The sequence below is a fragment of the Herminiimonas sp. GW821-FHT09C12 genome, assembly GCF_059416385.1.
Map to the genome: position 1 here is coordinate 116,425 of NZ_JBWKPC010000001.1, position 25,595 is coordinate 142,019.

Sequence of the window (25,595 nt, forward strand, 5' to 3'; positions counted from 1 at the left end):
ATGTGGATTCATCCTATGCCCGATCCGATTGCCATTTCAATCGGACCACTCGCCATCCGCTGGTACGGTTTGATGTATTTGGCTGCCTTTGCGCAGTTCATCTGGCTGGCACGCATACGCATCAAGCAGCCGCATATTGCTCGCGCTGGCTGGCGCAAGGAAGACATCGAGGACATGTTGTTCTACGGTGTACTCGGCGTGGTGATAGGCGGCAGGTTGGGCGAAGTTCTGTTTTACGATCCTAGCTATTACTTCTCGAATCCGCTGGAAATCTTCAAGGTATGGAAAGGCGGCATGTCCTTCCACGGCGGCTTCCTCGGCGTACTGTTTGCGATGAGTATTTGGGCCCACAAACAAAAACGCAATGTACTCGACGTGTGGGATTTCATCGCGCCTATGGTGCCGCTCGGTTATGCCTTTGGTCGTCTCGGTAACTTCATCAATGCAGAATTGCCGGGCCGCGTTGCCGACGCATCGTTACCATGGGCAATGATCTGGCCGAATGTCGATAACTTGCCACGTCATCCATCGCCTCTGTACCAAGCTTTGGTTGATGGCGTACTGATGTTTATCCTGCTCTGGCTGTTCGCCCGCAAGGAACGTCCACGCATGGCAGTCGGCGGCATGTTCTGCTTGTTGTATGGCTCGGCACGCTTCTTCACCGAATACTTCCGCATACCGGATTACGAAGTGCACTTCGCCAATATCACTATCTCTGCCGGACAGATGTTATCAGTACCGTTGATCGTGTTGGGTATCGTCATGCTGCTGATTGCTTATCGCAAGAAAGCTGCCTAATGACCTTCTCTTATCGATTACAGACTGGCTTATGATTTCCTGGCTCGCATTTACCAAACTCGCTGATACCAACTTCACTCTCCCTCTCGCTGCACTGCTAGCCATCTGGCTGGCTTGTGCACGCGAATGGAAATCGGCCTTCTGGTGGTGCCTGCTGTTTGGATTCGGTCTAGTGATCGTGGCGGCAACCAAGATTGCCTATGTCGGTTGGGGTATAGGCATCGCATCTGTCGATTTCAAAGGCTTTAGCGGGCATGCGATGCGTGCTGCCACGATTGCACCACCACTGATCTACATCCTTCTGCAAAGACAGACGCAACAGATACGTGTGGCTGGCCTGTTATGCGCAATCGGATTCTCTATTGCCATCTGCATCTCACGCTTGGTGCTCGGCGCGCATTCAGTCTCCGAGGCTGTCAGCGGATTGCTGCTCGGCCTGCTCATCAGTTTTTGTTTTATTTGGACTTGTTCGCAGCGTTCAGCGAGCACCTTCGATCGTCGCCTGCTGATCGCAGGTTTGATCTTGCTGTTACCACTCGTGAGTATGGAACCAGCACCGACGGAAAGCTGGATACAGCGTGTTGCAGTTGCTCTCGCCGGTAGTGAGCATACAAATGACATCATTGAACGCATGCGCGGACATTGATTTAGTCCGATCTATTCCGCACACGATTAAAGCTATCTACTTCTGGCACCGCGCAGTTCACCACTGCGCCAGTTCGCCAACATGCCAGGCAACATCCTGCGGTAGATAAAAAGTACTATCGCCGCATAACTGACAGCTCCCACCAGCATAGACACCAGCAATACCGACAACAGTGACAAACCGCGATCGGCAAGCGCAAGCTGTACCGCGACTACGCACACTGCCATCGTCGCTGTACAGAAAAACGGTGTAGCCAGCGGCTTCAATTGCTGCAGCACTGGTATGTCCGCATATTTACGCAGCAGATAAAGACCCAGCGGATACGTCACAGCAACGCGGCAAGACCATGCGAGGATGATGTAGATAGGCGCATGATTCGCGGTCAGAAAAACTACAGCTATCGTACAGATACTCGCAAACACACCCGGCATCAACAAGGCACGCGGATGACCGAGCGCACGCAGATACGGACTGACAAAAATACGCGTGAAACTCGTCACCCAAATCAGACACAAGACGACGATCATCGGAATCGCTTCCGACCATTTTTCACCTAACAGCAGCGGCACCCATTGCTGCGCCGTCAGCGCCAGTCCGACAAAAATCGGGGTAGCCACAAACGCCATGATCTGCGTCACCTGCATGAAGGCACTTTGCAAGCGAGCTCTATCCTGCTGCATCGATGAGAACAGCGGCAAGCCTATGCGCCCCGCTACGCTACCAACGACATTCGACAAGGCATCGCTTGCCTTGAAAGCCACACTCACCAGACCCAGCACATTCAAACCATGAATGGCACCGATCAGCAGATTAAAGCCGCGCGTCAGGAAAGCCCACAACGCTCCTTCGAGCATGACCGGAAAACCAAACGCAACCAACTGTTTTGCATGCGGCATAGAAAACCTTCGCTGCGGCCAGCGTTTCTGTCCGCGCCAAAAGATCGCGGTCAAAATCAGATTCTGCACAACACCGGCAATCACTATGCTCCACACACCGAAATGCGCCACTGCCAAACCGATCGCAACCAGGCAATAACTCAAGCGTCCAACCACTGTGCGTCGCGCAATCGCCTTGGTACGCAGCTTGCGATCCAGCATTGCTGACGGCAACAAGTTCAAGCCGGTAAACATGCAGGCAGTACCTTCGATGATCAAAATGGTACCGACCAAAGATTGCTGCATGAAGTAAATGAAGTACAGACCAACACCGAGGCAAAAAACAAAACCAACTATGCCGAGAAAAACAGAGACCCAGAATGCACTGTCTATATGCAGCATGTTAATCGGTCGCCGCTGTATCAATGCCTCGTTGATACCAAGTGCAATCACCAGTTGCGTCATCAGGACGATAGCCTGAGCAAAGGCAACGCTACCAAAATCGGCTGGCGTCAGCACGCGCGTCATGATCGCCAGTGTCAGGAAACCAAGCAGGCCTACACCCAGACTATCGACGATAGCCCATGGCACCACCTTGCGCATATTTTTCATCTTGCCACCAGCCTGCGCTTAATAGCACCCAGCATGCGTCTGAACTTGCCGAAAATGGAGAAGGTATTCAGGAAGCGGTTCTTCGCTATCGATAACTTCAACATGCGTAACCACGTTTCATTGATTTGATTCTTTTCCGCAATCTGTACGATCTCTTCCAGCAATACCAGTTGTGCGTGATTAGCCGCACGCAGGTGCAATATCTGTGCATCGCTAGGACGGCCTGCCAAAGATTCCGGCAAGACTGCGCCTACCGCCATGAAGTTGAGTTTGGTACGCAGACATTTTTCGCAGCGACCGCAATTACGACCTGTGGTTGGGCCTTCCCAACATACGCGCAGATTGTGCAGACCGACCGCCCAATCGAGTATGCCTTCAGCTTTTTCAGTACGAGCGAATTCACCACCGTCATACACAATCTGGAAATCGCGACTGGACAACATAGTGTAAGTAATCGGATTGCCGCCCCATGGCAACACCAGGCGTGCATAGTCTTCATCGGAACCAACCAGGCCAGCGCTGGCACTGCCCTGCCAATTGCGCAGGCAAGTTGCGACACCATTGCCGAATTCCATTTCCCAATTCACACATGCAACCGTGCGCCAATTAGTCTTCAGCGTCACCAGCGGCACGCTGATCGAATGCAGAGTATCGGCGACTGATGCAATCGTCGTATCGAAAGCAGCCTTCGCATCCAGTGCAATATCGAAACCCTGGATCAAGACGCCGGCATGCAAGGGATAGCTGCGTCGTCCAGCACGACCGGTGACATGACGCCATGCAGTAAACGATGCATCGAGACCACCAGAAAATGCTGCCACTGCGCGTGGTGCATACGGCGCAGGAATGGCACTATCCGGTAATTCCTGCGAGGCGCCTACGCGTATAGATCGATACAAGTCAGGTCGCCATGCAACCCAGCATGCGACCAGATCTTCCATATTCTTCAATAGCGAATAAGTGACAGGGCCATCGATATACAAATCCTGGCCTCTATGCATGGCAACGAAGACTAATGCAGTCGCTGCCATATCGTGGGTCACCAGCGGCGCCGGCAAGCTATGCTCGGGTCCGGCCAGATCCCACCAGACTTGCTGATTACCGAAGCTGGCGCTACGCACTACTCTGCCTTCGCTGCGTTTTTCAGTGAGACATACGACCATGGTACGGGTCGCATTTTGCATAAAGGGATGGTCTTGCAGATTCATTACGCGCGTTGATAAACATCGTCGAAACGCACAATGTCATCTTCTCCCAGATAAGCCCCTGATTGCACTTCGATCAGGTGGAGCGGCATCTTGCCCGGATTCTCAAGTCTGTGTGTCGTGCCGATGGGAATATAGATGGATTCATTTTCGGTCAGCAGCCTGACCGTCTCGCCGCAAGTAATGCGCGCGGTTCCGGTCACGACGACCCAATGTTCTGCTCTGTGATGATGCATCTGCAGTGACAACTTTTCGCCCGGATCAACCGTGATGCGTTTGACCTGGAAGCGTTCACCGGCATCAATTCCTTCATAGGAACCCCACGGTCGGTATACGCGGGTATGGTTCAGATGTTCGCTGCGTTGTTCCAGCTTCAGATGATCGACCACATGCTTGACGCGCTGCACCTGATCCTTAGCCACGATAAGGACTGCATCCTTGGTTTCGACCACGATCAGGTTGTCTACGCCTATGGCTGCGACGAAGCGGCTCTCGGAGCGTATCAGCGTATCTGTCACGCCATCCGTATACACATCGCCTTGCAAAATATTTCCGTTTTTATCACCGGGCTGTATTTCTGCCAAAGCTGACCATGAGCCGACATCACTCCAGCCTATATCGACCGGAATTACCAACGCATGTGTAGTGTGCTCCATCACTGCGAAATCAATAGACTCTGCCGGGCAAGCCGCATAAGCCGTTTCATCCAGACGGCAAAAGGATAAATCGCTATACGCATCGTGTACCGCCAGCGCGCAGCATTGTGCCATCTCTGGCTGCAAGCGCTGCAGCTCGGCCAGATAAGCGGAAGCACGGAACATGAACATACCGCTATTCCATGAATAACTTTTATCGGCGACGAATTGCTCTGCAGTGCCACGATCAGGCTTCTCGACGAAGCGCTCTACCGCAAAACAAGTGTCGGACGCATCCAGCGCCGCACCGCGACGTATATAGCCATAACCGGTTTCTGCTGAAGTCGGCACGATGCCGAAAGTCGCCAGCGCGGTAGTGCCGATCGCGTCTGCCGCCAGCATCACTGCAAGATGGAAGGCATCTGGATCGCTGATCATGTGATCGGCCGGCAGCACCAGCATCACGGCTTCAGGATCGACAGCTTTCAAATAATTGGCCGCAGCTGCAACCGCAGGTGCCGTATTACGCCCTTGCGCTTCCAGCAAAATTGCCGTCGGCGTCACACCTATCTGGCGCAATTGCTCAGCCACCAGGAAGCGATGATCATCGCCGCATACGATCAACGGTGGCGCGATGCCTTTCCAAGTGGCGACGCGTAACACGGTGTCCTGCAACATCGTGCGCTCCGACACCAGCGGCAGTAATTGCTTGGGCAATGCCGCACGTGATAGCGGCCATAATCGACTACCGGAACCACCAGAAAGAATGACTGGATAAATCTTCACGCGACACCGGCGAGCTTGCGTGTCTTCACTTCCGGCGTGCGCGTTTTACCGCGTCTATCGCGTGCATCGCGCCAGTAGTCTTCCACGCATTCAGAAACATGCTGCATCTTGCCTTCACGACTGACGCAGTAATCCTTGCAAACGACCAGCTCCGACATCTTGGAATGCGGCGACACGCGTGTGTACTCGAACAGCACGCTGCGTACCACTTCCGAACCGCTGCATATCTGACTACCGTGTCCTATCCAGGTCGGGCCGATGATGGTGCTGCCGGCTTCTATCGTGCTGCCGGAGCCGAGATAAACCGGCCCTTCTATTGTCGTTCCTTCCCAATCAATATTGGTGTTGAGACCGACCCACAAACCATCCGCGATCTGCGTACCCGGCATCGTCATGTGCGCCAGTTCGCCCTTCAACACGTTTTGCGATACCGACCAGTAATCTTTTACATTGCCGATATCTATCCAGTTGAAGAAACGCTTTTGCGCAAAGAAAGGCACGCCTTTTTCCACCAGCAAAGGAAACAGTTGTGAGCCGATATCGAACTCCACACCGGATGGAATCAGATCCAGCACTTCCGGCTCGAAAATATAAATGCCAGTGCTGGCTAGATTCGACAGTGCGTCTTCCGGCTTCGGTTTTTCCTGAAATGAAAGCACACGGCCTTCATCGTCGGTCACCACCATGCCGTAATCAGATACCTTGGAGCGCTCTACTTCCTTGGTGATAATGCTGACCATCGCGCCTTTTTGTCTATGCTCGAACAGCGCGGATTTGATATCCAGATCGATGAGCGCATCGCCGCAAATGACCAAGGTCGTTTCATCGAAGAAGCCGCCGAACTCCTGTATCTTCTTCAAACCGCCGGCAGAGCCGATAGGTTTGGGCATCACTTCACCATCATCGGTCATATAACCTTCAAACGAATAACCGATCTGCGCACCAAAGCGCTGGCCTTCGCCGAAATAGTCTTCTATCTTCTGATGCAAGTAACTGACGTTGACCATGATCTCGTGTATGCCGTACTTGACCAAATGCTCGACCAGATACTCCATCACCGGCTTGCCCAGTATCGGGATCATCGGTTTGGGTAATTCATAAGTAAGAGGTTGGACGCGTGTCCCTTTGCCTGCGGCAAGAATCATTGCTTTCATGTTTTCCTTGAACTCACTGATTGAATGTTGATGGGCTTGATGAGAATCTTAAAAATTCAAGCGTAGGCAAAACGATCTTCCGACATCGCCTGCCAGCGCCATGAATCCGTACACATCTGTTCTATGCTTCGTTCCGCACGCCAGTTCAATTCACGCTGTGCAAGCGAAGCATCGGCGTAACACACAGCGATATCGCCGGGACGACGCGCAACGATGCGATATGGAATACGTCGCCCGCTTGCCTGTTCAAACGCCTGGATCATTTGCAACACGCTGCTGCCGCAACCGGTACCGAGGTTGTAAGCCATGACGCCGGCATCCTTGCTCAATAACCTGACCAGCGTCTTGACATGTCCTATCGCCAGATCGACGACATGTATGTAGTCGCGCACACCGGTACCATCGACCGTCGGATAATCGTCGCCATACACTGACAGCAACTCACGTCTGCCTGAGGCAACCTGCGCTACATAAGGAAATAAATTATTCGGGATGTCGTTCGGATCTTCACCGATCAAGCCGCTCTCATGCGCACCTGCCGGATTGAAGTAACGCAACAGGGCAATGCGCCATGCAGGATCGGATGTCGCTACATCGCGCAACATTTCTTCGATCATCAATTTGCTGCGACCGTAAGGATTCGTGGCCGCTAACGGGAAGTCTTCGAGGATAGGTACCGTCGCTGGGTCGCCATAGACAGTCGCGGAAGAACTGAACACCAGATTCTTCACACCATGCGCAGCCATCACTTGAAACAGGACAAGGCTGCCTTCGACATTGTTGTCGTAATAGCGCAGTGGCTCTGCCACCGATTCACCCACAGCTTTCAGTCCGGCAAAATGTATCACCGCATCAAATTGATATTCAGAAAATACTTTCTCAAGAGATTCTCTGTCACGCAAATCAATTTGTATGAAAGGCAGTGATGTACCTGTAATTGTGGCGACGCGATCCAGCACCGATATTTTGCTGTTGCACAGGTTATCGACAACGACCACTTGATAACCTGCCTTGATCAGTTCTACACAAGTATGTGAGCCGATGTAACCAGCTCCTCCTGTTACCAGTATTTGCATTTCATTTATCCAGGAAGCGGCAAGTTTGCACTCTTACAAAGATAGTTGAATGACTACAAAGTTCACTTTTACTTTCGAAGATTTAACGATAAAGATAAATTTTTTTGCGCGTCATTTTCATAGGGAAAATTCACACAAATGAAATATTTTTTCTCGGAAATTTATATCATGCTGATATTGAAAAATATGCACGGTTTATACAAGCTGCGCGCGCATTTTTTACACGATCAACACGTTGCCAACACTGTTTGATCGACAGCGACAAGATAATCAGCACAAACCATGCGCAACAAGCGTCTGACATCAGGCTGCACATTACTCAAAATAAAATCACGATTTATTTTTGATTGATGTCCATACAGCAGCATCAATAGCGCAATGCATGCACTATCTATCTGTGTCACTTCAGAGAAATCGATACGGATATCGCATCGTGATGCTGTTGCTTCAGAGAATGCTAGTCGCATAGGAGAAAGATTTTCATCTCTCCATGCACCACTTGCAGTGATCGTGCAATGACTGCCATGTTTGATGAGCGCTATCTTCGCCCCTGATGTTGCAAGCATGTCTGACTTGCGCAGACGCAATGTAATCGCACACGGTATGACGTGCAGCGCCATCAGTTTTAACAGCGTCAAGCCATCATGAAAATAACGCCGCCACAATGCAGGCTCTTCCTTGATACGCCACAACCATTCGCATCCCAGACGTCTAACCCAGATCGGTGCGCGAACGACGGTTCCTGCAACGAAGTTCACCACTGCACCAAGATGGCTGATGACAGGTACATGCAGAGCAGACAGATTGTGTTCTATCCACGCCTGTCCTTTTTTTGCACCCAGTGCCACCACGAGAAAATCAGGTTGGCTGGCATTGATACGATTAATGATTACACTACTACTCATCTGCTCTACGCTGCCGAATCCTGGCGCATCATGACCTACACAGATCAGACCGGATGGAACCATATTCAATTTCTCTTCGGCTGTTTCTGCCACGCCATCCGGTCCACCGAAAAAATACACGCGCAGCTTCGCCCTGGTTTGCTCGCGCAATTTTTCAAACAGACTGGAGCCGGCAACACGTTCACGTACCGGCAAGCCGAGCAGTCTTGCAATCCATACCAGCGGCATGCCATCTACCACAGACAAATCGCTGCGTATTACCGAGTCACGAAAATTTCCGCCATCCAGACTGGCAACGGCGAAATTCAAATTTGGTGTCGATAGAAAGCAGCGTTCACCGTTTTGTGCAGCGTCTACAACTTTATCTACCGCCTGCTGCATGCTGACTACATCAAACGGCAGGCCAAGTATGCACACTACCTTGCGCTGGAAATCAGTCTTGATCGGGTAGCCAGTCATTGCATCTGCATCGAACGACGATATCTGTGCGGAATGATTACTCTGCATCGCGCTTCGCCCTCACCCACTCAAGCTGCCGATTCACAAAGAACTTCATGTACAAAGGTACTTTCCAGAAGGCATAGCCGAGTGCAGAAAACAAATCTCTCAAACTCAAAACATCCTGACCAAAGCGTTGCCAGGACAACAGTATCGCCAACGACAAGGCACCTAGAGTCACAGCACTCAACAACAGCGGAGCCATGAATGTGAAGACAGCGTAATTCAACAAGGTGATGACAAATGCGGCGAGAGCAAGCAGTGTCAACAAGGCCAGCGGTGGCACGCACATATCCAGTGCCATCGCGAGTAGTACACGATTACGCTGGACGATACCTTGCACCAACATGCGCCATCCATCGCTGATGATCATGCCCATGTGGCCATGTTCCCAACGCGTACGCTGCATGCGCGTCGCTTCATCACCTATAGGGAAATAACTGATCACACATGCTTCGGGGCAAAACAAGGGGGCGGCACCGGCTCTCGCCATCTCTATACCCAGCTTCATGTCTTCCGCCAGATGGCCGTTTGCCAGCGAGGCATTGGCAATCAAAGCCCACGGGAAAGCCATGCCGGTTCCCATCAACTGACAAGGCAAACCCAGATGATGAAAGCCCAGCGGCCTCACCTTGTTCTTGACGATCCAGGCAAACTCGGCGATGCGTGTTTTCAATCCTGCACGCTGCGGTGCACGCATCAGATCCAGCGCTTGTACCGGACGTTGTGCAGACACAGCCAGGCATGCCAGACGCGTGATTGATCCCGGCGTCATTTTGCAATCTGCATCGATGACAATCACTACTTCCGGTGGACTGAGCGCCAACTGACGCACACCGAAATCCAGTGCATAGCCTTTGCCACGCTCTTCCATATTGTGCCGTTCCAGCACCGGCGCACCGGCCGCCAGTGCCAGCGCTGCCGTCTCGTCGGAACAGTTATCGGCAACGACCAATATCCTGTCGTCTTCACGCAACTGCTCGCGGATGGATGCAATCGTGTCGGCAATACCTTGCGCTTCGTTATGTGCAGGTACCAGAACCGCCACGCTGGGACGTCGACCAATGTCGATAGCCGTAGTCTGCACGCCTTGGTATGCGTATATAGCCTGTACCAGCAAGACGGCAACCGGGATCAACATCATGACCAGCAATAACAACAAAACCATCTGTAATAGCGTCATCATCGATTTACTCCCAGCAGCCAGCGATCGCCGTCCGCAACTTGATAAAACAATGCGATCAGCTTCGCAGCTTCGCGGTCTATATCGTGACGCGCCAATACGCGTACGCGCGCACGCGCTCCCATACGGGCAAGTTCATCCGCGGGCGTATTCAGGCAACGTTCCATTGCCGATGCCAGCTCATCCACCGAACCCGGCGGATACAACCAGCCGTTCTCGCCCTCAATCACCAATTCAGGTATGCCAGCTATCCAGGTCGTCAGCACCGGACGCTGCACAGACATCGCTTCCATAATCACGACCGGCAAGCCTTCGGCAAAACTTGCCATCACCAGAGCACGCGCTGCCAGCAGTTCTTGCTTGACCTGTTCGCCACTGATCCATCCAGTAATACGCACACGCGAGCCCAGTTCATGCTTGGCTATCAATGCTTCCACCTCGGGACGCATCTCGCCATCGCCAGCCAGTACCAGTTCAAAATCTATGTCTTTGCGTGCCAACTGTGCTGCTGCTTCGATCAGGATTTGTTGTCCCTTTTGTTCGCATAAACGACCTACGCAAACAAAGCGCGGCCGCTCCGATGCTGTTGTTGTCTCGATGCTGTAAAAATCAGGATCGACGCCGCAATGCACGATGTGCATCTTGGCCCAGTGCACATACGCAACGCTGCGATATAACTGGCTGCGACAAAAGGAACTGACTGCCGCCACAAAGGTGGCGCGCTTGAGTTTTTCTGATAAGCCGATTGCCTCTGCCTTATCGAATTCTTCTGAGCCGTGAATCGTGAGGCTGTAAGGCACATCACTCAGTTCGCTCGCCAGCATTGCTACTTCTGCTGAATTGGTACCGAAGTGCGCATGCAAATGCGTCGCTCCCTCGCGCTTGAGCCACAATGCGACGCGACATGCTTCCGCCAGATAAATCAAGTGATATGGCAAGGAACGATCAGCACGTCGACTCATCCTGCATGCCAGATACAAACCTTTGAAGAAACGGCTAGGCGTAGACATCACGATTTCCAGAGTCGAACGCAACAAGCCCGTCATGCCTTTTTGCAAAACATAACGAGTACGCGCACGCTCGGTGAAGTCTTCTGCATCCACCAGATCGCCATGCCAGCCGCGCAAGGCAATTCTTTGCACATTCATGCCCTGACGTTCCAGCGCCAGAATTTCCCGGCGAATAAAGCTGTGACTCACCTTGGGATACTGATTGATCAGGTAGGCAACACGTATTGAATTCAAACTACTTCCTTTCGACTATCCATCTCGAATTGCACATCGTTCACTTCTTGTAATCGGATGATTTTGGCCGGCACACCGACCGCAGTCGCGCCATCCGGCACATCGCACAAGACCACTGACATCGCACCTATTCGACAACCGTTACCGATACGCACACCGCCCAACACCTGCGCATAAGCACCAAAATCGACATCGTCACCAATGACGGGCACGGCACCATCAGCGACGCGATTGCCTATCGTCACGCCTTGTCGCAGCGTGCAGTTCGCACCTATCTGCGCCGCCGGATGGACAAAAATTCCACCGAAGTGCCATATCCGCAAACCCGGTCCTATCACTGCCGATTTCGGCAGGCTGATACCAACTACCGTTTCCACCAGTCGAAACCACAGCCAGTAAATCGATGTCAGCAAACGTCGCACGATGCCGGCAGGACGTTTATCGATGCGCCGCCCGAAGCGATACGTCCACACGGCCCAGATCGACTGCTCCTTTAAAAAAGGACGCGACAAACCATAACGTTGCAAATCCGCAGTCCAATCAGCATCGTGTGACGCGCTACCCATTAGTCCTGCACCAGCAATTCACCGCTCACGGTCGAAGGCACACCGACAGCACTGATCGCATACACCGTCACAATCGCGTTCTTGTTCGGCCATGCAAAACTTTTTGTTTCGCCATTCGTCAGTTCGCCACTATCGAAATACATAGGCGTACCGGATGGATCACGTACTTGCAGACGCAGTTTGGCGCCGCCAGTCGTTATCGCCTTCACTCGATATGTCTTTCCTTCTTGCGGCAAGGCCCAGGAAACCGGATGCAAACCACGCGATGAATAATTCACTTGCACCACCGGTGTATCACTGGCCGGGAAAATCACTGCCTGCTTCCAGGTATCGAAGTTGGCGAGTGGGCTGCCCGATTGCAGCTGCCACGGACCACGCATGGAGAGCAAATTCATTTTTTTCTGCAATACAACAGGCTTGCCGTTACCGTCCAGCCAACCTTGTGCAGACACCACAGGCCGCAATGCAGCCCGCATGCGCTCCAGATCGTCGGCCACCGATTTATCCCAGCCACCTTTGTGCAAATCGAAGCCGGCACCGTTTTCAACGTAGATAAAGAACGGTGTACCGAAGTTACGATCCACTACGTAAGCACCATAGGTCTTCAAGGTTTCTGCCACCTTGCGCAAATCCGGATTGACGATTTTTTGCGTATCGTAAGAAGCCGGCAACATCAACAAAGCACCTTCCGGAATCTTGCCGGTATTGGTCGTCGCAGCATTGGTATCCGCCGATGTCGCCGGAAATACATAAGTAGGATTGGGCGACAGCGCGTTATACGTCAGCGACAAGGCAAGTGCATGGCGATACATGACGTCGCCATCATTGACTTCATGCTTGCGTATCAAACCGCCAGCAGTCGGCACACCGGCCGCGCGCGAACCCTGAAAATAATGCGCAGGCTTGCCCCAACCACGACCGTTCAATTTGGTCCACGCATACTGCGCGGCTATCCACTTGCCATCCTTCTTCTTGAGTTGCCAGAACGAATGCATGATGCCGGTCACCGGATCAACGATATCGGCATGACCATCGCTGGCTGTCGCTGCAGCAACATCTGCCGGCCAGCGCGGAATCGTCACGTCATGAAAAGTGGATGCATCCGGGTCCCACAAGCCTTTGGTGTTCGGCAAACCACTGACCGTAACCGCGCTGTCATTGGCGCTGGCGAGAAAAACACCCGTCGACCACTCACCACCGGCCACACCTGGAAAGTAAGTCGATTTTGGAATCACGAAATCGCCCAATACCGGCGCAACCGGACGACTATTCCATGGCGACGTTGCTGCAAATGGTTTGCGATAAGTACCCCAGCCATCTGCCGCCTGCGCTGGTGCGCTGGCAACCAGTATCGTTGCGAACAAACCGAAGGCAGAGACCATGGCGGTTTTCGGGTAACGACTATGCATGTTTGATTTCCTTATTTGTTAACAAGCACTAGGCTGTTTTAAATCTCAGTTTCTTTGCCAGCGTCTTGCCACTCGCGATCCACCAATGCTCGTAATAGAAGGTGGAAATATGCGCAAGAATGAACAAAACAATGAACAGCAAAGGACGCTTCAAATACTTGATCACCACATCACCACTGCCCAGCCAGGTACCAGCCAGCAAGGGATGTATCACATACAGCGCGTATGAAATGGTCGCCAGATAAACCAGCACGCGATGATTCAGCAGAGTGGCGATCGTGCTTTCCTGATTCACGATGGTGGTACCGACCAGCAAGGCCGCGAGATAAGGGCGCAGATAATTCAGCGCAGCGCCTTGTTCATGGCAAGAAACCAGCAACAACAGCAACAGTGGCCATTGCGGAATCTTTTTAAGAAATGCCAGCAGGCGCAAATCAACGCGTTGATGAACTATCAGTGCCAGCGTGCAGCCCGCCAGAATTTCATCCATGCGGTAATAGCTGACGCTGGATGCATACACGCCGTCTGCCACACGCAGCATGGTGAACATCAAGGCCATGACAGGAAGAGCGAGCAGACTACGTACGCCGAACAAGGCAAACATCAAGGCGATGCCCACATAGAACTGCATCTCCATGCACAAGCTCCAGATGTGATCCGTCAGCGTGACCAGATGCTTGGGTGGCAGATTGGCGTAGAAGAAGTAATGGGCGAACCACGTTCCTGAAGATGCACCAGCTATCGTCAATGCAATCGCCAGATACAACCAGGCGAGCGGAATGATGCGAAAGAAACGTCGCACCACAAAATCAGATACCGGTGGATCCTTCAATAAAAAGGATGTAATCAGAAAGCCGGACAGCGTAAAAAACAATGCCATCCCCAATAATCCGAACATCGAATTCAGCTGCAACACCTTGGGCCCCATAGGCAGCAAGTGTGCCGCCAGCACGCATAGAATGCTGATACCGCGCCATCCATCCAATACTTCCAGACGTTGAGTGCTACTCATATCGGCCTCGGCGCTTGTACAGGACGTTCATTACTGCGCGCATGCTTGCTAGCGATAGACGGCACTGTCATTGCAACCAATGCGCAGCCAGCACCTACGACAAACCAGAAATACCAGTTGAAGACCAGATAGCCGAACATATTGTCCGAAGACGAGACGACCAGATAAACGATCACGATTGAAATCGTGATGAATGCAGCCAGCTTGTCGATACGCGCCAGTGATTTGAGTATCACCACCATGCGTGCATATAGGAAGAGATAAGCGCACAGGCCGATCACACCCGCATCGAAGAACCATTGCACATACACATTGTGCGCACCCCAGCTAATCTTGTTGGCAGCCGGGAAGAAGGTTTGCGAGAAATGACGGAATCCTTCCAGGCCATAGCCAAACAGATAATGACTAGGTCGCATCCATTGCAAGCCGCTTTCCCAGATTGAAAGTCGCCACGCAAACGAATTCAATTTGGCATAGCCCACCGCTTCCGTGCCACTACCAAGATCAAGCAAGCGGTCGCGGATTTCCGGAACCAGCAAGGCCACGACCGGTAACAGCATCAGATACAGCAGATAGCGTCTTTCGAAGAACAGCGCATATCCGATAAATACGAACAGGCAGGCGATCCACGCGCTACGCGTTTGCGTCAACACCAGCAGTGCCAACAGATATACAAAATAAAGCGTCAGCACAACACGCGCGCCACTACTAAGTTGTGTCAACTTATCCTTGAGCGTGAACAAGGTCAAAGGAATGACCAGCATCAGATAGAACGCAAAGATATTCGGATGTGTAAAAGTTGATTGCAGACGGAATCCTTCTGGCCCGCCTGCTCTGCCATTCAACGCAATATCGACCAGGGCATACAGTGCCGGCAAGACGGATGACCACAGCACCAGCTTGACGCAATGTCTGAAGTCTTTCGCCGATCGCACGAAATAGAAGGCACTGACGAATACAGCGAAATAAGAAAGCAAGGTCAGATAAGTACGGATCGCATCGCCTTTTTCCGGTGAGATCACCACGCCAAAGAATGCGACCAGCAAGAATGGCAACCATGCCATTGCCGTTTTTTTCGGCAAGTAAGACGGCTTCTCTATGACCAGTATGCAAGCCAGCAGAATCACGCACAGATTGATGACCCCGCCCAGACCAGTTGTATAAGAACCGATGGAAAAGCGTGTCGAATCGAGGATCACATCGCCGGCGGATCTTAAAACAATAATCAGCGTCAGCAACAGCATGCGATTGAACAACAGGAGAAAACCGAACAACAGAAACGCGGGCAGCGCCATCAAGCGCGCCAGCTTGTAATCCATCACATCCGCATAGAAAGGCACGACGATACCGGCCACCAAGGCAAGCAGCACAACTGCCAGCACAGCATATTTATCACTGCTTCCCGGAAGCCAGCGCGTATGCACAGTGTCTGTATTCATGGTCGGCTCACTCAGCATGCGACGACTCCTGACGCTGGATCAGCAGTACATGCATACAGGGCGCATCGCGATAGATGGTGGCATCCATGCTTGTTACGCCGCCAACTCTTGCGCGACGCTCATGCTGGTTTTGCCAGGGAAGCGACGGATCAACCACGAGCGGATCGCGTTCCATTCGCCGGTTTCCGGTGCATTACGCGACTGGAACTGAAAGTAGCGCCACAGCAAGCGTGCATCCTGACGCGTCGATGCCGCCTTGCGGAATATCAGCTCACGCTCCAATTCCTCGGATGCACCCAGACCGCGTCGCAGCGTATAAGCCATCTGCTCAAATTCATCGGAGAAATCAGTTTGTCCGGCAACATCAAACAGAATGCCGCCGTGATTGCAGAAAGGCGCAGGATCGAAGTAAGGCAAGTCATGCATAGTGCAAAAGGAACGCGTCAGATAACGCGAGATCGTCAGCGACACCTCAACCTGTTCGCGGAAGCGGGTCGCACTGACGTTGCTGCCGTGCCAGCGGTATTGAATCAGTTGCGACGGTACATTGCTGCATTTCCCCAGGATTGCCAGTTGGCCGAACATGAAGTAATCCTCGGCCAGGCTATTGACCTCAAGACGTTTATCAGCCGGCATCACATTCAAGAAATCAACGCCGTAACGCACGCCCAGATTTTTGACGGCAGAAAAATCCATCATCGCTGCCGGATGCGTAATCGGATTACGGAAGAAGCTGGCAGCAGCAACGCGATACCGACCGATAGGCATCTTGATATTGCCGGTCACAAGACCTGCGCCGTCGATTACGGCAGATTGCCCGCTGATGGCGATACATTCCGGCTGCCGCTTGAATGCAGCCAGCACAACATCCATCCTGTCCGGGAAACACACATCGTCGGCATCGTGGCGCATCACGTATTTGCAATCGCTGATATCCAGACCACGGTTAAGCAAGCCGGCCAGCCCTTCCGCGTCGGGGAAGCTGTACACCTCTATGCGCGGATCGCGCTGATGATAATCTTCGGCCAATTCCAGGCTGCCATCGGTCGAACCGTGATCCAGCACCAGCACGCGCCAATCCTTGAACGTCTGCATGCAAATGCTATCCAGCGATGCCGCCAGATAATCGATGCCATTCTTGACTGGCAGTAAAACGTCTATCGTCGCCAAAATAATGCTCCCTTAAATGACTGCCGACATCGCGTCGGATCGTGCAATGTGTATTTCTCTATCGGGTTTCTGCAAAGTGACCTGCTCGCTGCCACTCGTCCACGCCTCGACGTAACGGGAATTTTTTCCATAGCTGTTGTCGAGCACGATATTTTTCCGGCGCAGCAGGCAAGCCAGAATGTGGCCATGCAAGCGGTCAGTGACGATCAGATCGTGACGTGCAAATAGCTGCGCAGCATCTGCCACCAGACGTGCGGAATACGCTATCCATAGTCGCACCAGCATCTTGTTGGCGTAACGCCCCATGCCTCTGCGGAAGAAAGCACCGATCGCACGCCGGAACAGATTAATGTTCTCTTCGCGTTCACCAACGAATTCAGGCCAGTCAGTTACTGTCGCCACATCGATATCCGGCAATGCGTCCTGAGCACCACCTTCATCATCGACACGACTGATACGTAATGTTTGTTGAGATGGATGGTTCACGGCTGCGCTCATCGGATAAAGCTGATGCGCCATATCCGGCAACAGATAAACGTGATCGGTAAATTCCTGCGCCATCTTGAAGGAAACATGGTCACGTACGCAGATATGCACATCACCATGCGTGCGGAACAGTTTTGCCGACGCCGCCATCTTTTCTTCCGAAGAGAAATGTAGCGACTGCGGTAAAACAATGATGCGGTTGCGCTTTTGTGTCTGCACGATGTCTTCGCGCAGGTTTTGAAAATAAGGATAGAGGTCGCCGAAGTTGCCGCCACCGTGAAACACGATCACATCATCACGCGCTATCCATCGCGTGTCGTATGCAAAGTAAGGTGCGATCAGCTTGGGCACCAAACCTTTCTTGTGGAAGAAAGCCAGAGTGCCATGCATGATCAACAGATCACCGACATTACCGTGCGTCGGGATATCCACGTAATGAAATGGTGCATCGCCTATCAGATCGACCAGCACATCGTGTTTGGTCATCAGATCCATGCACAGTTCTTCGTGTCTCTTGTCAGGCTGCATGCGGTCTCGTCACATTAATATTCATTGAGCACTGCGCCCACCACCAGCACACCACTCTGCTTCATGGAATCAACCAGATTGCCGATTGCACCGGTATGACTGATGTCTTTGCGTGCGACCACCAATGCAGCACCAGCACGCGCAGCGGCCATCTGACCATCGGCATAATCGTAATCAGGCGGCGTATCGATCAGGACTACATCGAACTCATTGCCGAAATCACGCAATAGTTGCGGGAATGCAGCACGTCCCAGTAACTCTTGCGGATTCGGTGGCAACACACCCGTTGGCAACACAGATAGATCCATCAGAGAAGGAATACGCTGCACATCGGCAACACCCTTGCGGCCGGCCAAAATTGCGGAGAGCCCGCTGCGATTCTCGATGCCGAATAGCTGATGCTGACGCGGATTGCGCATATCGGCATCGATCAGCAAAGTACGTTGCCCCAGCTGCGAAAACAGAATGGCCAGATTCGCCGCAATATAGCTGCGACCATCGCCTTGCTCAGCGCTGGTAATCGCCAGTGCCGAACGTTGTGCACCAGTGCCGAACCAACGCATCACCAGCTGACTGCGCAAGGCGCGCAAGGCCTCGACCTGCTTGCTGAAAGGATCGTAAGCAGCAATCAACTCTTCGCTGACTGTGCTCTGCCCTTTAAGCAGATACGGATAAGCAAACTGGCTCGACAAGGCAAATTCGATATCAGCTTCTGTCAACAAACCGAGCGCAATCCCGGCATCGCCGAAGCGCTGCCGGCGCACACGCTGCTCCTGCAAAATGCGTTCCGTACCGTCTACGCTCAGACGGCCGCTTTTTTCCAGAATGCTGCCGATCTGACTGTGCGTAATGCTTGGTTCTTCGCGAAACTGCAGGGTTGCAGCATCTTGAATCTGCGTTGCTGTTCTGATCATGATTTTTCCAATCTGCTTGTTGCTACAGTGACTTCCAATCTCAAGCCCGTTTCGTCATGCCGGTACACCACGCCCCAAACGAGGAGGCGCATGTCTGCTGCTGATCTTTTTGGTTTTCTCGATCACACCTATCAGCGGCAAGCCAAACAATTGCGTCAGGTCTTCCGCCGAGCGAACACGGTGATCAAGCAATTCCATCGCAATCGCAGCGCCTATGCCGAGCATGGTGCCAACCACTAATGCGACCAATAGATTCAGGAAAAGACGAGGGCTGGCAGGATTGCGCGGCGCTGTCGCTGCCGTCAATACTGAAATATCCGACTGCATGGACTTGCCTTCCAGGTTCGTCTGCGTCAGTCGTTGCGATGCCGTTTCATACGCACGCTTGGCGTTTTCCATTTCGTTGGACAGCACACTCAATTCATCGCGTGCACTATTAAGTCCGAGAACTTTTGTTTTTTGCGCATTCAATGCGGCGCGTACTTCTGCCTCGCGTTGCTGCAGAATGCGTGCATTGCTCACTATGCCGGTTGATGCCAGACCGATTTGTTGATTAAGATTGGTACGTAGCTGATCCACTTCGGATTTGGCAGCGATGTATTGCGGGTGATTGACGTTGAGCTTTTGCGCGGTGTCGGCAAATTTAGCTTCTGCTTCCGACAATCTGGACTTGAGCGTCTGTATCAATGGATTGGCCAACACATCGGGCGATCCACCTGCATTGCTTTGCACTTGTCGTTGACGTGATGAAGCTTCTATCGATTGACCTTGTGCCACCACCAACTGGCTGGACAATTCATTCAGGCGCGCAGTCTCGACATCCAGCTTGTTATCGTTGCTGAAAATATTGTTTTCCTTCTGATAGGCCGACATCTTGTTTTGCGCATTTTCAAATTTTTCACGCAAGATCTTGATTTGATCGTTGATGTAGCCGCTCGCCTTTTGCGCCGGTGCGACCTTCAGATCCACACTCACCTGCTGATATGCCAATGCAAAAGCATTCGCTACCTTCGCGACATAATCTGCATCGTCGCCTTTGAAGCTGATATTCAACACGCTACTTTCGCGCGCCGGTTCCACCGTCAGATTGCTGCGCAAGCCATCTGCCAGCCAATCTTGTATTGTTCCCTGCCCCGGGTCCAATTTTGCAAAACGTTCCTTGACGGCGGGATCGTCAGCCAGCTTCAGATCAGCGATCACCTTTAATGCAACGACCTTGCTGTTGACGATATCAACCTGCGTCGGCATATAGCCTGGCGTCAGTTGCACCGGCACATTCATACCGGTTACCGGATCGATACCTTTGTTGTTCAATACCACTGCCGTCGTTGCCCTGTATGTCTTGGGCATGACCAGACTGACGACGAAGGTGACAGCCAAGGTCACCACCAGCAATAGAAAAATAATCTTGTAGCGCGCGCGCAAGGTGCGCAGGATTTGGGTCAAAGTCATTTTTGGATCTCGCTCAGAACAGGCTTTCTTTTACATAGACAATGTCGTCCGGCTTCAGCAGATCGTCATGCTTGACGTTCATGATCTGCAGTACACCATTGGCATCGCGCCGCTTGATACGTACACCGCGTTCCGTACCGCGTGGGCTCAAACCACCGCCGGTCGAGAGCGCCTGCAGAACCATCATGTCGCGTTCCAGTTTGTAGGAACCTGGCTTCTGCACTTCACCGTAGATATAAAAGCGTGGTGCGCGTTCGACAAACACTGAATCGCCTGCCACCAGTTCACGATTCTTGGCCGGGTCGCCGGATCGCACGAGTTCCAGCATGTCTATCGTTTCCTTGATGGTTTTACCGTCGCGTGTATGAGTGAGGATGACGGTATCGGCCGCTTCTTCATTGGCACCACCGGCCATCGCCAGGATGTCGGTCAAACTGCGCTTGCCATCAACCGGATAACGTCCCGGTTTGTTGACTTGTCCCAGCACCGAAACTTGCTGGCTCTGCATATCAGTCACCATCAGATTGACTTGCGGGTTGCGTATGAAGCCGCCTTTATCCAAGAGATCGGCAATCTTCTTCTCGGCCTGACCTGACGACAAGCCGCCAACTTTCACTTCCCCCACCAAGGGAAAGGAAATACTGCCGGCTTCGCTCACTCTGGTTTCCAGCGTCAAATCGTTATTACCAAAGACGGTGATCTTCAGCACATCGCCCGGCCCTAACGGTACGTCAGAAGCAGATGCCCAGCTACCCAGCGTGACCATCAGGATCATTAACATTGCCTGTCTTATTTTTTTCATTCTTCACTCCATTTGCATCAATTGTTCGGTGCTGCGCGATTCATTCGAAATTCGTTCGTGATTAGTCATCAATAAGCGTTGTCACGCATCAAAACGACCTTGAAGGTGCGCAAAATAATCCATAGATCGAGCGCCAGTGACCAACGCTTCAGATAGTCCAGATCGTAGGCAATACGCGCCTCCATCTTGTCCAGCGTATTGGTCTCGCCACGGAAGCCATTCACCTGCGCCCAACCGGTAATGCCGGGCCTGACCTTGTGGCGCAACATGTAGCCTTTGATCTGCTTGCGATACAGCTCGTTGTGCGCGACTGCATGCGGACGTGGACCAACGATGCTCATACGCCCTTGCAGCACGTTGAAGAATTGCGGCAATTCATCGAGAGAAGTCTTGCGCAGGAAAGCACCTATTTTGGTAATCCGCTGATCACCCTTGGTCGCCTGCACTACACGTGCGCCGTCTTCGCATACCGTCATCGAGCGAAATTTGTAGACGATGATTTCTTCACCATCCAGGCCGTAACGGCGCTGCTTGAAAATGACCGGGCCGGGTGAATTCATCTTGATCGCAATCGCAATGCCCAGCATCACCGGCAGCAACATGATCTGGATAATCGATGCCAGCACAATATCGCTGGCGCGTTTGACCATGCTGTTGATACCGGTAAACGGCGATTCGCAAATAGCTACCACCGGCAAACCAGCAACGCTATCGAAGCGCGCCTGTATCAAGTCGAAAACATAAATATCCGGCAGAAAATAAATCGATGCCGTCGTGTCCTGCAGCTCATTCAACAGTTTGCGTATGCGCGGTTGTGCAGAAATCGGCTGGCTGATGAATATCGTATTGATGTTGTGCATACGTACATAAGCCGGGATATCCGCCATGCCACCCAGCAATGGCATCTTCTTGTCATCGGGTTGGCGTGACTCATCCCTGTCATCGAAAAAGCCACTGACCTCCATGCGTAGATCAGGACTCTCATTGATGCGCCCCGCCAATTGCACACTCAACTCGTTCACGCCCACCAGCACTACCGAGCGCACGCCTGTCTTGCGCATACTGGCACCGGCCTTTTGCAATAGAAGCTGACCACTCAACAAGGTCAATGGCGTTGCCACCAGCCAGATCAATATTTCTGTATGCGTGAATAACAAGAACAAGCCCGCCACGTAAGCGAAGAACACCAGCAAGGCAACAGCAAACGACCACGCCAGAAAAATCGATTTACCCAAAGCCCAGAAATTAGACTGCGACGCATCGCACCAGGGATCAGCCCAACCGAACACGGTGGAACTGATAAAGAAAGCGAGCACAGCCAGCACCACATGATTGGCACTGAATTCCTTACCCGCGAGTATCGTAATCAGGTAAAGCAGACAGATCACAAGCAAGGGATCGAACAAGCGCCGATAAAATCGACGTGCAGGAATGTCCGCCGGATATTTGATATGGCTAATGTCAGAATTCATAGCGCGTACTCAACTTGACGCCGTCGGTACGATAAGTTGCCGACGTAATATTCGAATCCAGTTGCGTCCGATAAACGGAAGCACGAATACCTAAATGCCGCGTAGGTTTGTAAGTGACACCGAGCACGGCGTTGCGATAATCATCCGATCTATCCAACGGCGCCAATCCCTGGATCACCGACACACCGTTGTAATCACGCTTCTCTGAAGTCAACAAGGCATCAACACGTATCTTGCTGGTGGCATCCCAGGTCGAGGCCAGACTGACGCCTCGATTGCTGGCGTAGTTGGCGGAAAGATCATCGGTCGCACCAATCTCACGCCACAAACCCAATGAGACAGCAGTTTTGGCTGTTGCCTGCCAATAGGCAGTCAATCGTGCACTCGGCACACTGGAATCGCGCTGCGGGTTCGTTACGTATTCGCGTTTGGCCACGCCGCCAAGGAACTGAATAAAGGTCTTGCCTGTGACTTGCCAATCGACCTTGGCCTTGACTTCATTCTGGCTGTATTCATTGATAGGTGCGTACGCATATTCGCCTTCAGTATGGCGAAAGACGATACCGACCTTGTTGCCACTGCTCGCCAGATAATCGAGTCCGATATCGGTAACATTGAGCGTACGTTCAGCCGGCTGTTGCGACTCTAATTCATAGCGCAAATCGTAACGGCTGAATCCGGTATTGATTTGCCAGCTCGGATGAAGACGCCACGATGCATCCACATAGTTCTTCTGTTGAACCCGCATATTCGGTTCAAGACTGCGGAAGTCTTCAAACGGCGTCAGCGCCTTCGAGTAACTGGTACCCACATTTCCGGAAAACTGATTACCGAGTACCCAGTTCCAATTCGCCTTCAGCTCTTGTCCATCGTTATTGAATTGATTGAAGCGCTCATACTCGGAATGATTGGCAGACAGATCGGCCGTCAATTTCTGTCGACCAATTTCCTTATCCATGCGCACGCCCACTGCTGCACGCGTCCATCTATCGGAAACCGCTGTGCCGCTATCGCGCACATAATCCGGCTGGCGCAAAAGATTGGCGTCGTAGTTCACGCCATACGTGGCGTAAGGTGTAAACGTGTCACCCTCCACTGCTCTCGCAGGAACGCAAACCAACGCTCCAGCAACAAACAAAAGCGGCACCAATGCACATTCGCCTGCGCCTGACATTTCACGACGCAAATTCATTACGAAAAATTTAGTCATCATCAACCTGTGGCGACGCTATACATGTCGCGGAAAAATTTCAGCGCCACATGCTGTGCAATACCTTGCGTTTTGCAATCATTCGAAATCAACGACATCATTATTTTCACCATCCCCAACGTGCTGTTTCAACGAACAAGGCAATCGTAGTAATACGCCCATGCAAAAAATTCTGAGAAACTTTTAAATTGCGACAAGACAAAACAATCTGCCTTGCAACATCGCATCTTCACAAGCTTGTCGATGCGAAGTGCACGTTAAGAGAAGGACAACATGAATTAGTTCCGCGACAAAAAAGTCCGGTCGCGATAAAAAATATGAGTCATTTCCATTCTTGATTTAGGAAAAATAATGAAAGGAAATTGATTTGTTTTCGAGAGGAAAATAAGACGTGCAGCTTTGTAAAAGTTACCGGCAATGCGTGTATATATTGCGTGTGAGGTGAAGATAACTGCTCAAATATTAGGCAGTTACTTATATTTGAATTATTTACCGTATAAAGACATGCAAAAATTCACGCGCATATTTCATCAAACAGTCATAAAAATATTTTGAATATTTTTCGGATTGAATCAAATAAATGCGTAACAATTTTTCAGCGAAGAAAATATTTTCAACACATCAAGGCGAGATGAACAGCAGATAGCGCAACAGATATTCCGCTGACGCAATAAATGAAGTGAGAGAAACAGGAAAGACTAGAAGGAGAAATCAGGGAATAGAAATTAAAGCAGACGCTCGCAGATGAACTTCCACTCGTCCGGCGTAACCGGCGTAATCGATAAACGACTACCGCGCTGCAGAAGCACCATACTGCTCAGTTCAGGTATCGTGCGCAATTCCGATAAAGGGATGAGTCGCGTTTTTTTACGTATGCGCACATCGACCATCATCCAACGCGGCGTTTCTAGCGTCGCTTTGGGATCGTAGTAATGGCTCTTGGGATCAAATTGCGTATCGTCAGGGTAGGCGGTGCTCGCAACCTCGGCCAGGCCGACAATCCCCGGCTCCGCACAACTGGAGTGATAGAAAAATACGCCATCACCGACCTGCATCGCATCACGCATGAAATTGCGCGCCTGATAATTACGCACACCAGTCCATGGAACAGTCTTATTCGGTGCGGCCAGTGCATCGTCGATGCTGACTTCACCCGGTTCGGATTTCATGAGCCAATAGCGCATAATTTTTGAAGAAGCCAGGAAGATGGTTTTTGGGGAAACAGCAAGTACAGGCTTATTTTGAAGCACTCGCCCGCTATTGTCCAAAACAAGATGCGGAAATAAAAAAACGGTTGCATTTTCATGCAACCGTTTCAGCATTAAGCCCCGCCTGTGCCGCTTTGCCGGCATCCTGAACCAAGAGGTTCAAGTTGGCCACAGTTAGTTCAACTTCGGGTTCATCGGACTAGCGACGCGCACTCCCGTCGAACAAAATTCCGCAGCCGCTGCGCATAAATGGTTCAAGGAATTATGGCAATGGCGAACACGGCAGGAGCGCTTAGTTTACTCCAATCAG

Annotated in this window: 22 protein-coding genes and 1 other RNA gene; 2 read left to right on the plus strand and 21 right to left on the minus strand. The window is 51.8% G+C overall.

Annotated elements, in window-relative coordinates; all coding sequences use genetic code 11:
- A complete protein-coding gene (gene lgt / locus AC07N2_RS00555) occupies window positions 1-798 on the plus strand; it encodes a prolipoprotein diacylglyceryl transferase (protein WP_076592226.1) in 798 nt (265 codons plus the stop codon).
- A gap of 31 nt (window positions 799-829) precedes the next feature.
- Entirely contained in the window at window positions 830-1,444 is a 615-nt protein-coding gene (locus tag AC07N2_RS00560) for a phosphatase PAP2 family protein (protein WP_494776539.1), read from the plus strand.
- Between the two features lie 32 nt (window positions 1,445-1,476).
- Here AC07N2_RS00560 and AC07N2_RS00565 read toward each other — a convergent pair whose 3' ends face one another.
- The 21 genes from AC07N2_RS00565 to ssrS all read right to left on the minus strand — a co-directional run bounded on the left by AC07N2_RS00565 (window position 1,477) and on the right by ssrS (window position 25,577).
- On the minus strand, window positions 1,477-2,931 hold the full coding sequence (locus AC07N2_RS00565) for a lipopolysaccharide biosynthesis protein (protein ID WP_494776540.1): 1,455 nt from the start codon (window positions 2,929-2,931) through the stop codon (window positions 1,477-1,479).
- Window positions 2,928-4,115 (minus strand): hypothetical protein, encoded by a 1,188-nt coding sequence (locus AC07N2_RS00570; RefSeq protein WP_494776541.1) that lies wholly within the window; start codon window positions 4,113-4,115, stop codon window positions 2,928-2,930. The genes AC07N2_RS00565 and AC07N2_RS00570 overlap by 4 nt, the downstream gene beginning before the upstream one ends.
- Before the next feature lie 23 nt (window positions 4,116-4,138).
- Window positions 4,139-5,557: a mannose-1-phosphate guanylyltransferase/mannose-6-phosphate isomerase gene (locus AC07N2_RS00575; protein ID WP_494776542.1), complete on the minus strand. Its 1,419-nt coding sequence runs from the start codon at window positions 5,555-5,557 to the stop codon at window positions 4,139-4,141.
- Window positions 5,554-6,711: a nucleotidyltransferase family protein gene (locus AC07N2_RS00580; protein WP_494776543.1), complete on the minus strand. Its 1,158-nt coding sequence runs from the start codon at window positions 6,709-6,711 to the stop codon at window positions 5,554-5,556. The genes AC07N2_RS00575 and AC07N2_RS00580 overlap by 4 nt, the downstream gene beginning before the upstream one ends.
- Window positions 6,712-6,767: 56 nt before the next feature.
- On the minus strand, window positions 6,768-7,787 hold the full coding sequence (gene galE, locus AC07N2_RS00585) for a UDP-glucose 4-epimerase GalE (protein WP_494776544.1): 1,020 nt from the start codon (window positions 7,785-7,787) through the stop codon (window positions 6,768-6,770).
- Window positions 7,788-8,014: 227 nt separating this feature from the next.
- On the minus strand, window positions 8,015-9,199 hold the full coding sequence (locus AC07N2_RS00590) for a WecB/TagA/CpsF family glycosyltransferase (protein ID WP_494776545.1): 1,185 nt from the start codon (window positions 9,197-9,199) through the stop codon (window positions 8,015-8,017).
- Complete coding sequence (locus AC07N2_RS00595) at window positions 9,189-10,376, minus strand: glycosyltransferase family 2 protein (RefSeq protein ID WP_494776546.1); 1,188 nt, start codon at window positions 10,374-10,376, stop codon at window positions 9,189-9,191. Before AC07N2_RS00595 ends, AC07N2_RS00590 begins: the two co-directional genes overlap by 11 nt.
- Window positions 10,373-11,617, minus strand: coding sequence for a glycosyltransferase family 4 protein (locus AC07N2_RS00600; protein ID WP_494776547.1), 1,245 nt, complete (start codon window positions 11,615-11,617; stop codon window positions 10,373-10,375). Before AC07N2_RS00600 ends, AC07N2_RS00595 begins: the two co-directional genes overlap by 4 nt.
- Window positions 11,614-12,183, minus strand: a complete 570-nt coding sequence (locus tag AC07N2_RS00605; RefSeq protein ID WP_494776548.1) for a serine O-acetyltransferase — start codon at window positions 12,181-12,183, stop codon at window positions 11,614-11,616. The genes AC07N2_RS00600 and AC07N2_RS00605 overlap by 4 nt, the downstream gene beginning before the upstream one ends.
- The gene (locus tag AC07N2_RS00610) at window positions 12,183-13,592 is read right to left on the minus strand and encodes an Atrophin-1 multi-domain protein (RefSeq protein ID WP_494776549.1); all 1,410 of its coding nucleotides are present in this window, start codon (window positions 13,590-13,592) and stop codon (window positions 12,183-12,185) included. The genes AC07N2_RS00605 and AC07N2_RS00610 overlap by 1 nt, the downstream gene beginning before the upstream one ends.
- Window positions 13,593-13,620: 28 nt before the next feature.
- Entirely contained in the window at window positions 13,621-14,604 is a 984-nt protein-coding gene (locus AC07N2_RS00615; RefSeq protein WP_494776550.1) for an acyltransferase family protein, read from the minus strand.
- The gene (locus tag AC07N2_RS00620) at window positions 14,601-16,043 is read right to left on the minus strand and encodes an O-antigen ligase family protein (RefSeq protein WP_494776551.1); all 1,443 of its coding nucleotides are present in this window, start codon (window positions 16,041-16,043) and stop codon (window positions 14,601-14,603) included. Before AC07N2_RS00620 ends, AC07N2_RS00615 begins: the two co-directional genes overlap by 4 nt.
- Before the next feature lie 93 nt (window positions 16,044-16,136).
- Complete coding sequence (locus AC07N2_RS00625) at window positions 16,137-17,213, minus strand: glycosyltransferase family A protein (protein WP_494776552.1); 1,077 nt, start codon at window positions 17,211-17,213, stop codon at window positions 16,137-16,139.
- A 12-nt stretch (window positions 17,214-17,225) separates the two neighbouring features.
- Window positions 17,226-18,194: a polysaccharide pyruvyl transferase family protein gene (locus AC07N2_RS00630; RefSeq protein ID WP_494776553.1), complete on the minus strand. Its 969-nt coding sequence runs from the start codon at window positions 18,192-18,194 to the stop codon at window positions 17,226-17,228.
- A gap of 47 nt (window positions 18,195-18,241) precedes the next feature.
- Complete coding sequence (gene epsG / locus AC07N2_RS00635; RefSeq protein WP_494776554.1) at window positions 18,242-19,141, minus strand: chain length determinant protein tyrosine kinase EpsG; 900 nt, start codon at window positions 19,139-19,141, stop codon at window positions 18,242-18,244.
- A 54-nt stretch (window positions 19,142-19,195) separates the two neighbouring features.
- Window positions 19,196-20,593, minus strand: coding sequence for a chain length determinant protein EpsF (epsF, locus tag AC07N2_RS00640; RefSeq protein ID WP_494776555.1), 1,398 nt, complete (start codon window positions 20,591-20,593; stop codon window positions 19,196-19,198).
- A gap of 13 nt (window positions 20,594-20,606) precedes the next feature.
- Window positions 20,607-21,395, minus strand: coding sequence for a polysaccharide export protein EpsE (epsE, locus tag AC07N2_RS00645; protein ID WP_494776556.1), 789 nt, complete (start codon window positions 21,393-21,395; stop codon window positions 20,607-20,609).
- Window positions 21,396-21,463: 68 nt separating this feature from the next.
- The gene (locus AC07N2_RS00650) at window positions 21,464-22,867 is read right to left on the minus strand and encodes an undecaprenyl-phosphate glucose phosphotransferase (RefSeq protein ID WP_494776557.1); all 1,404 of its coding nucleotides are present in this window, start codon (window positions 22,865-22,867) and stop codon (window positions 21,464-21,466) included.
- Window positions 22,857-24,080 (minus strand): XrtB/PEP-CTERM-associated polysaccharide biosynthesis outer membrane protein EpsL, encoded by a 1,224-nt coding sequence (gene epsL, locus AC07N2_RS00655; protein WP_494776558.1) that lies wholly within the window; start codon window positions 24,078-24,080, stop codon window positions 22,857-22,859. The genes AC07N2_RS00650 and epsL overlap by 11 nt, the downstream gene beginning before the upstream one ends.
- Window positions 24,081-24,802: 722 nt before the next feature.
- Window positions 24,803-25,261, minus strand: a complete 459-nt coding sequence (locus tag AC07N2_RS00660) for an EVE domain-containing protein (RefSeq protein ID WP_494776559.1) — start codon at window positions 25,259-25,261, stop codon at window positions 24,803-24,805.
- A gap of 137 nt (window positions 25,262-25,398) precedes the next feature.
- A non-coding RNA gene (gene ssrS / locus AC07N2_RS00665) (6S RNA) lies at window positions 25,399-25,577 on the minus strand.
- Between the last annotated feature and the right edge of the window lie 18 nt (window positions 25,578-25,595).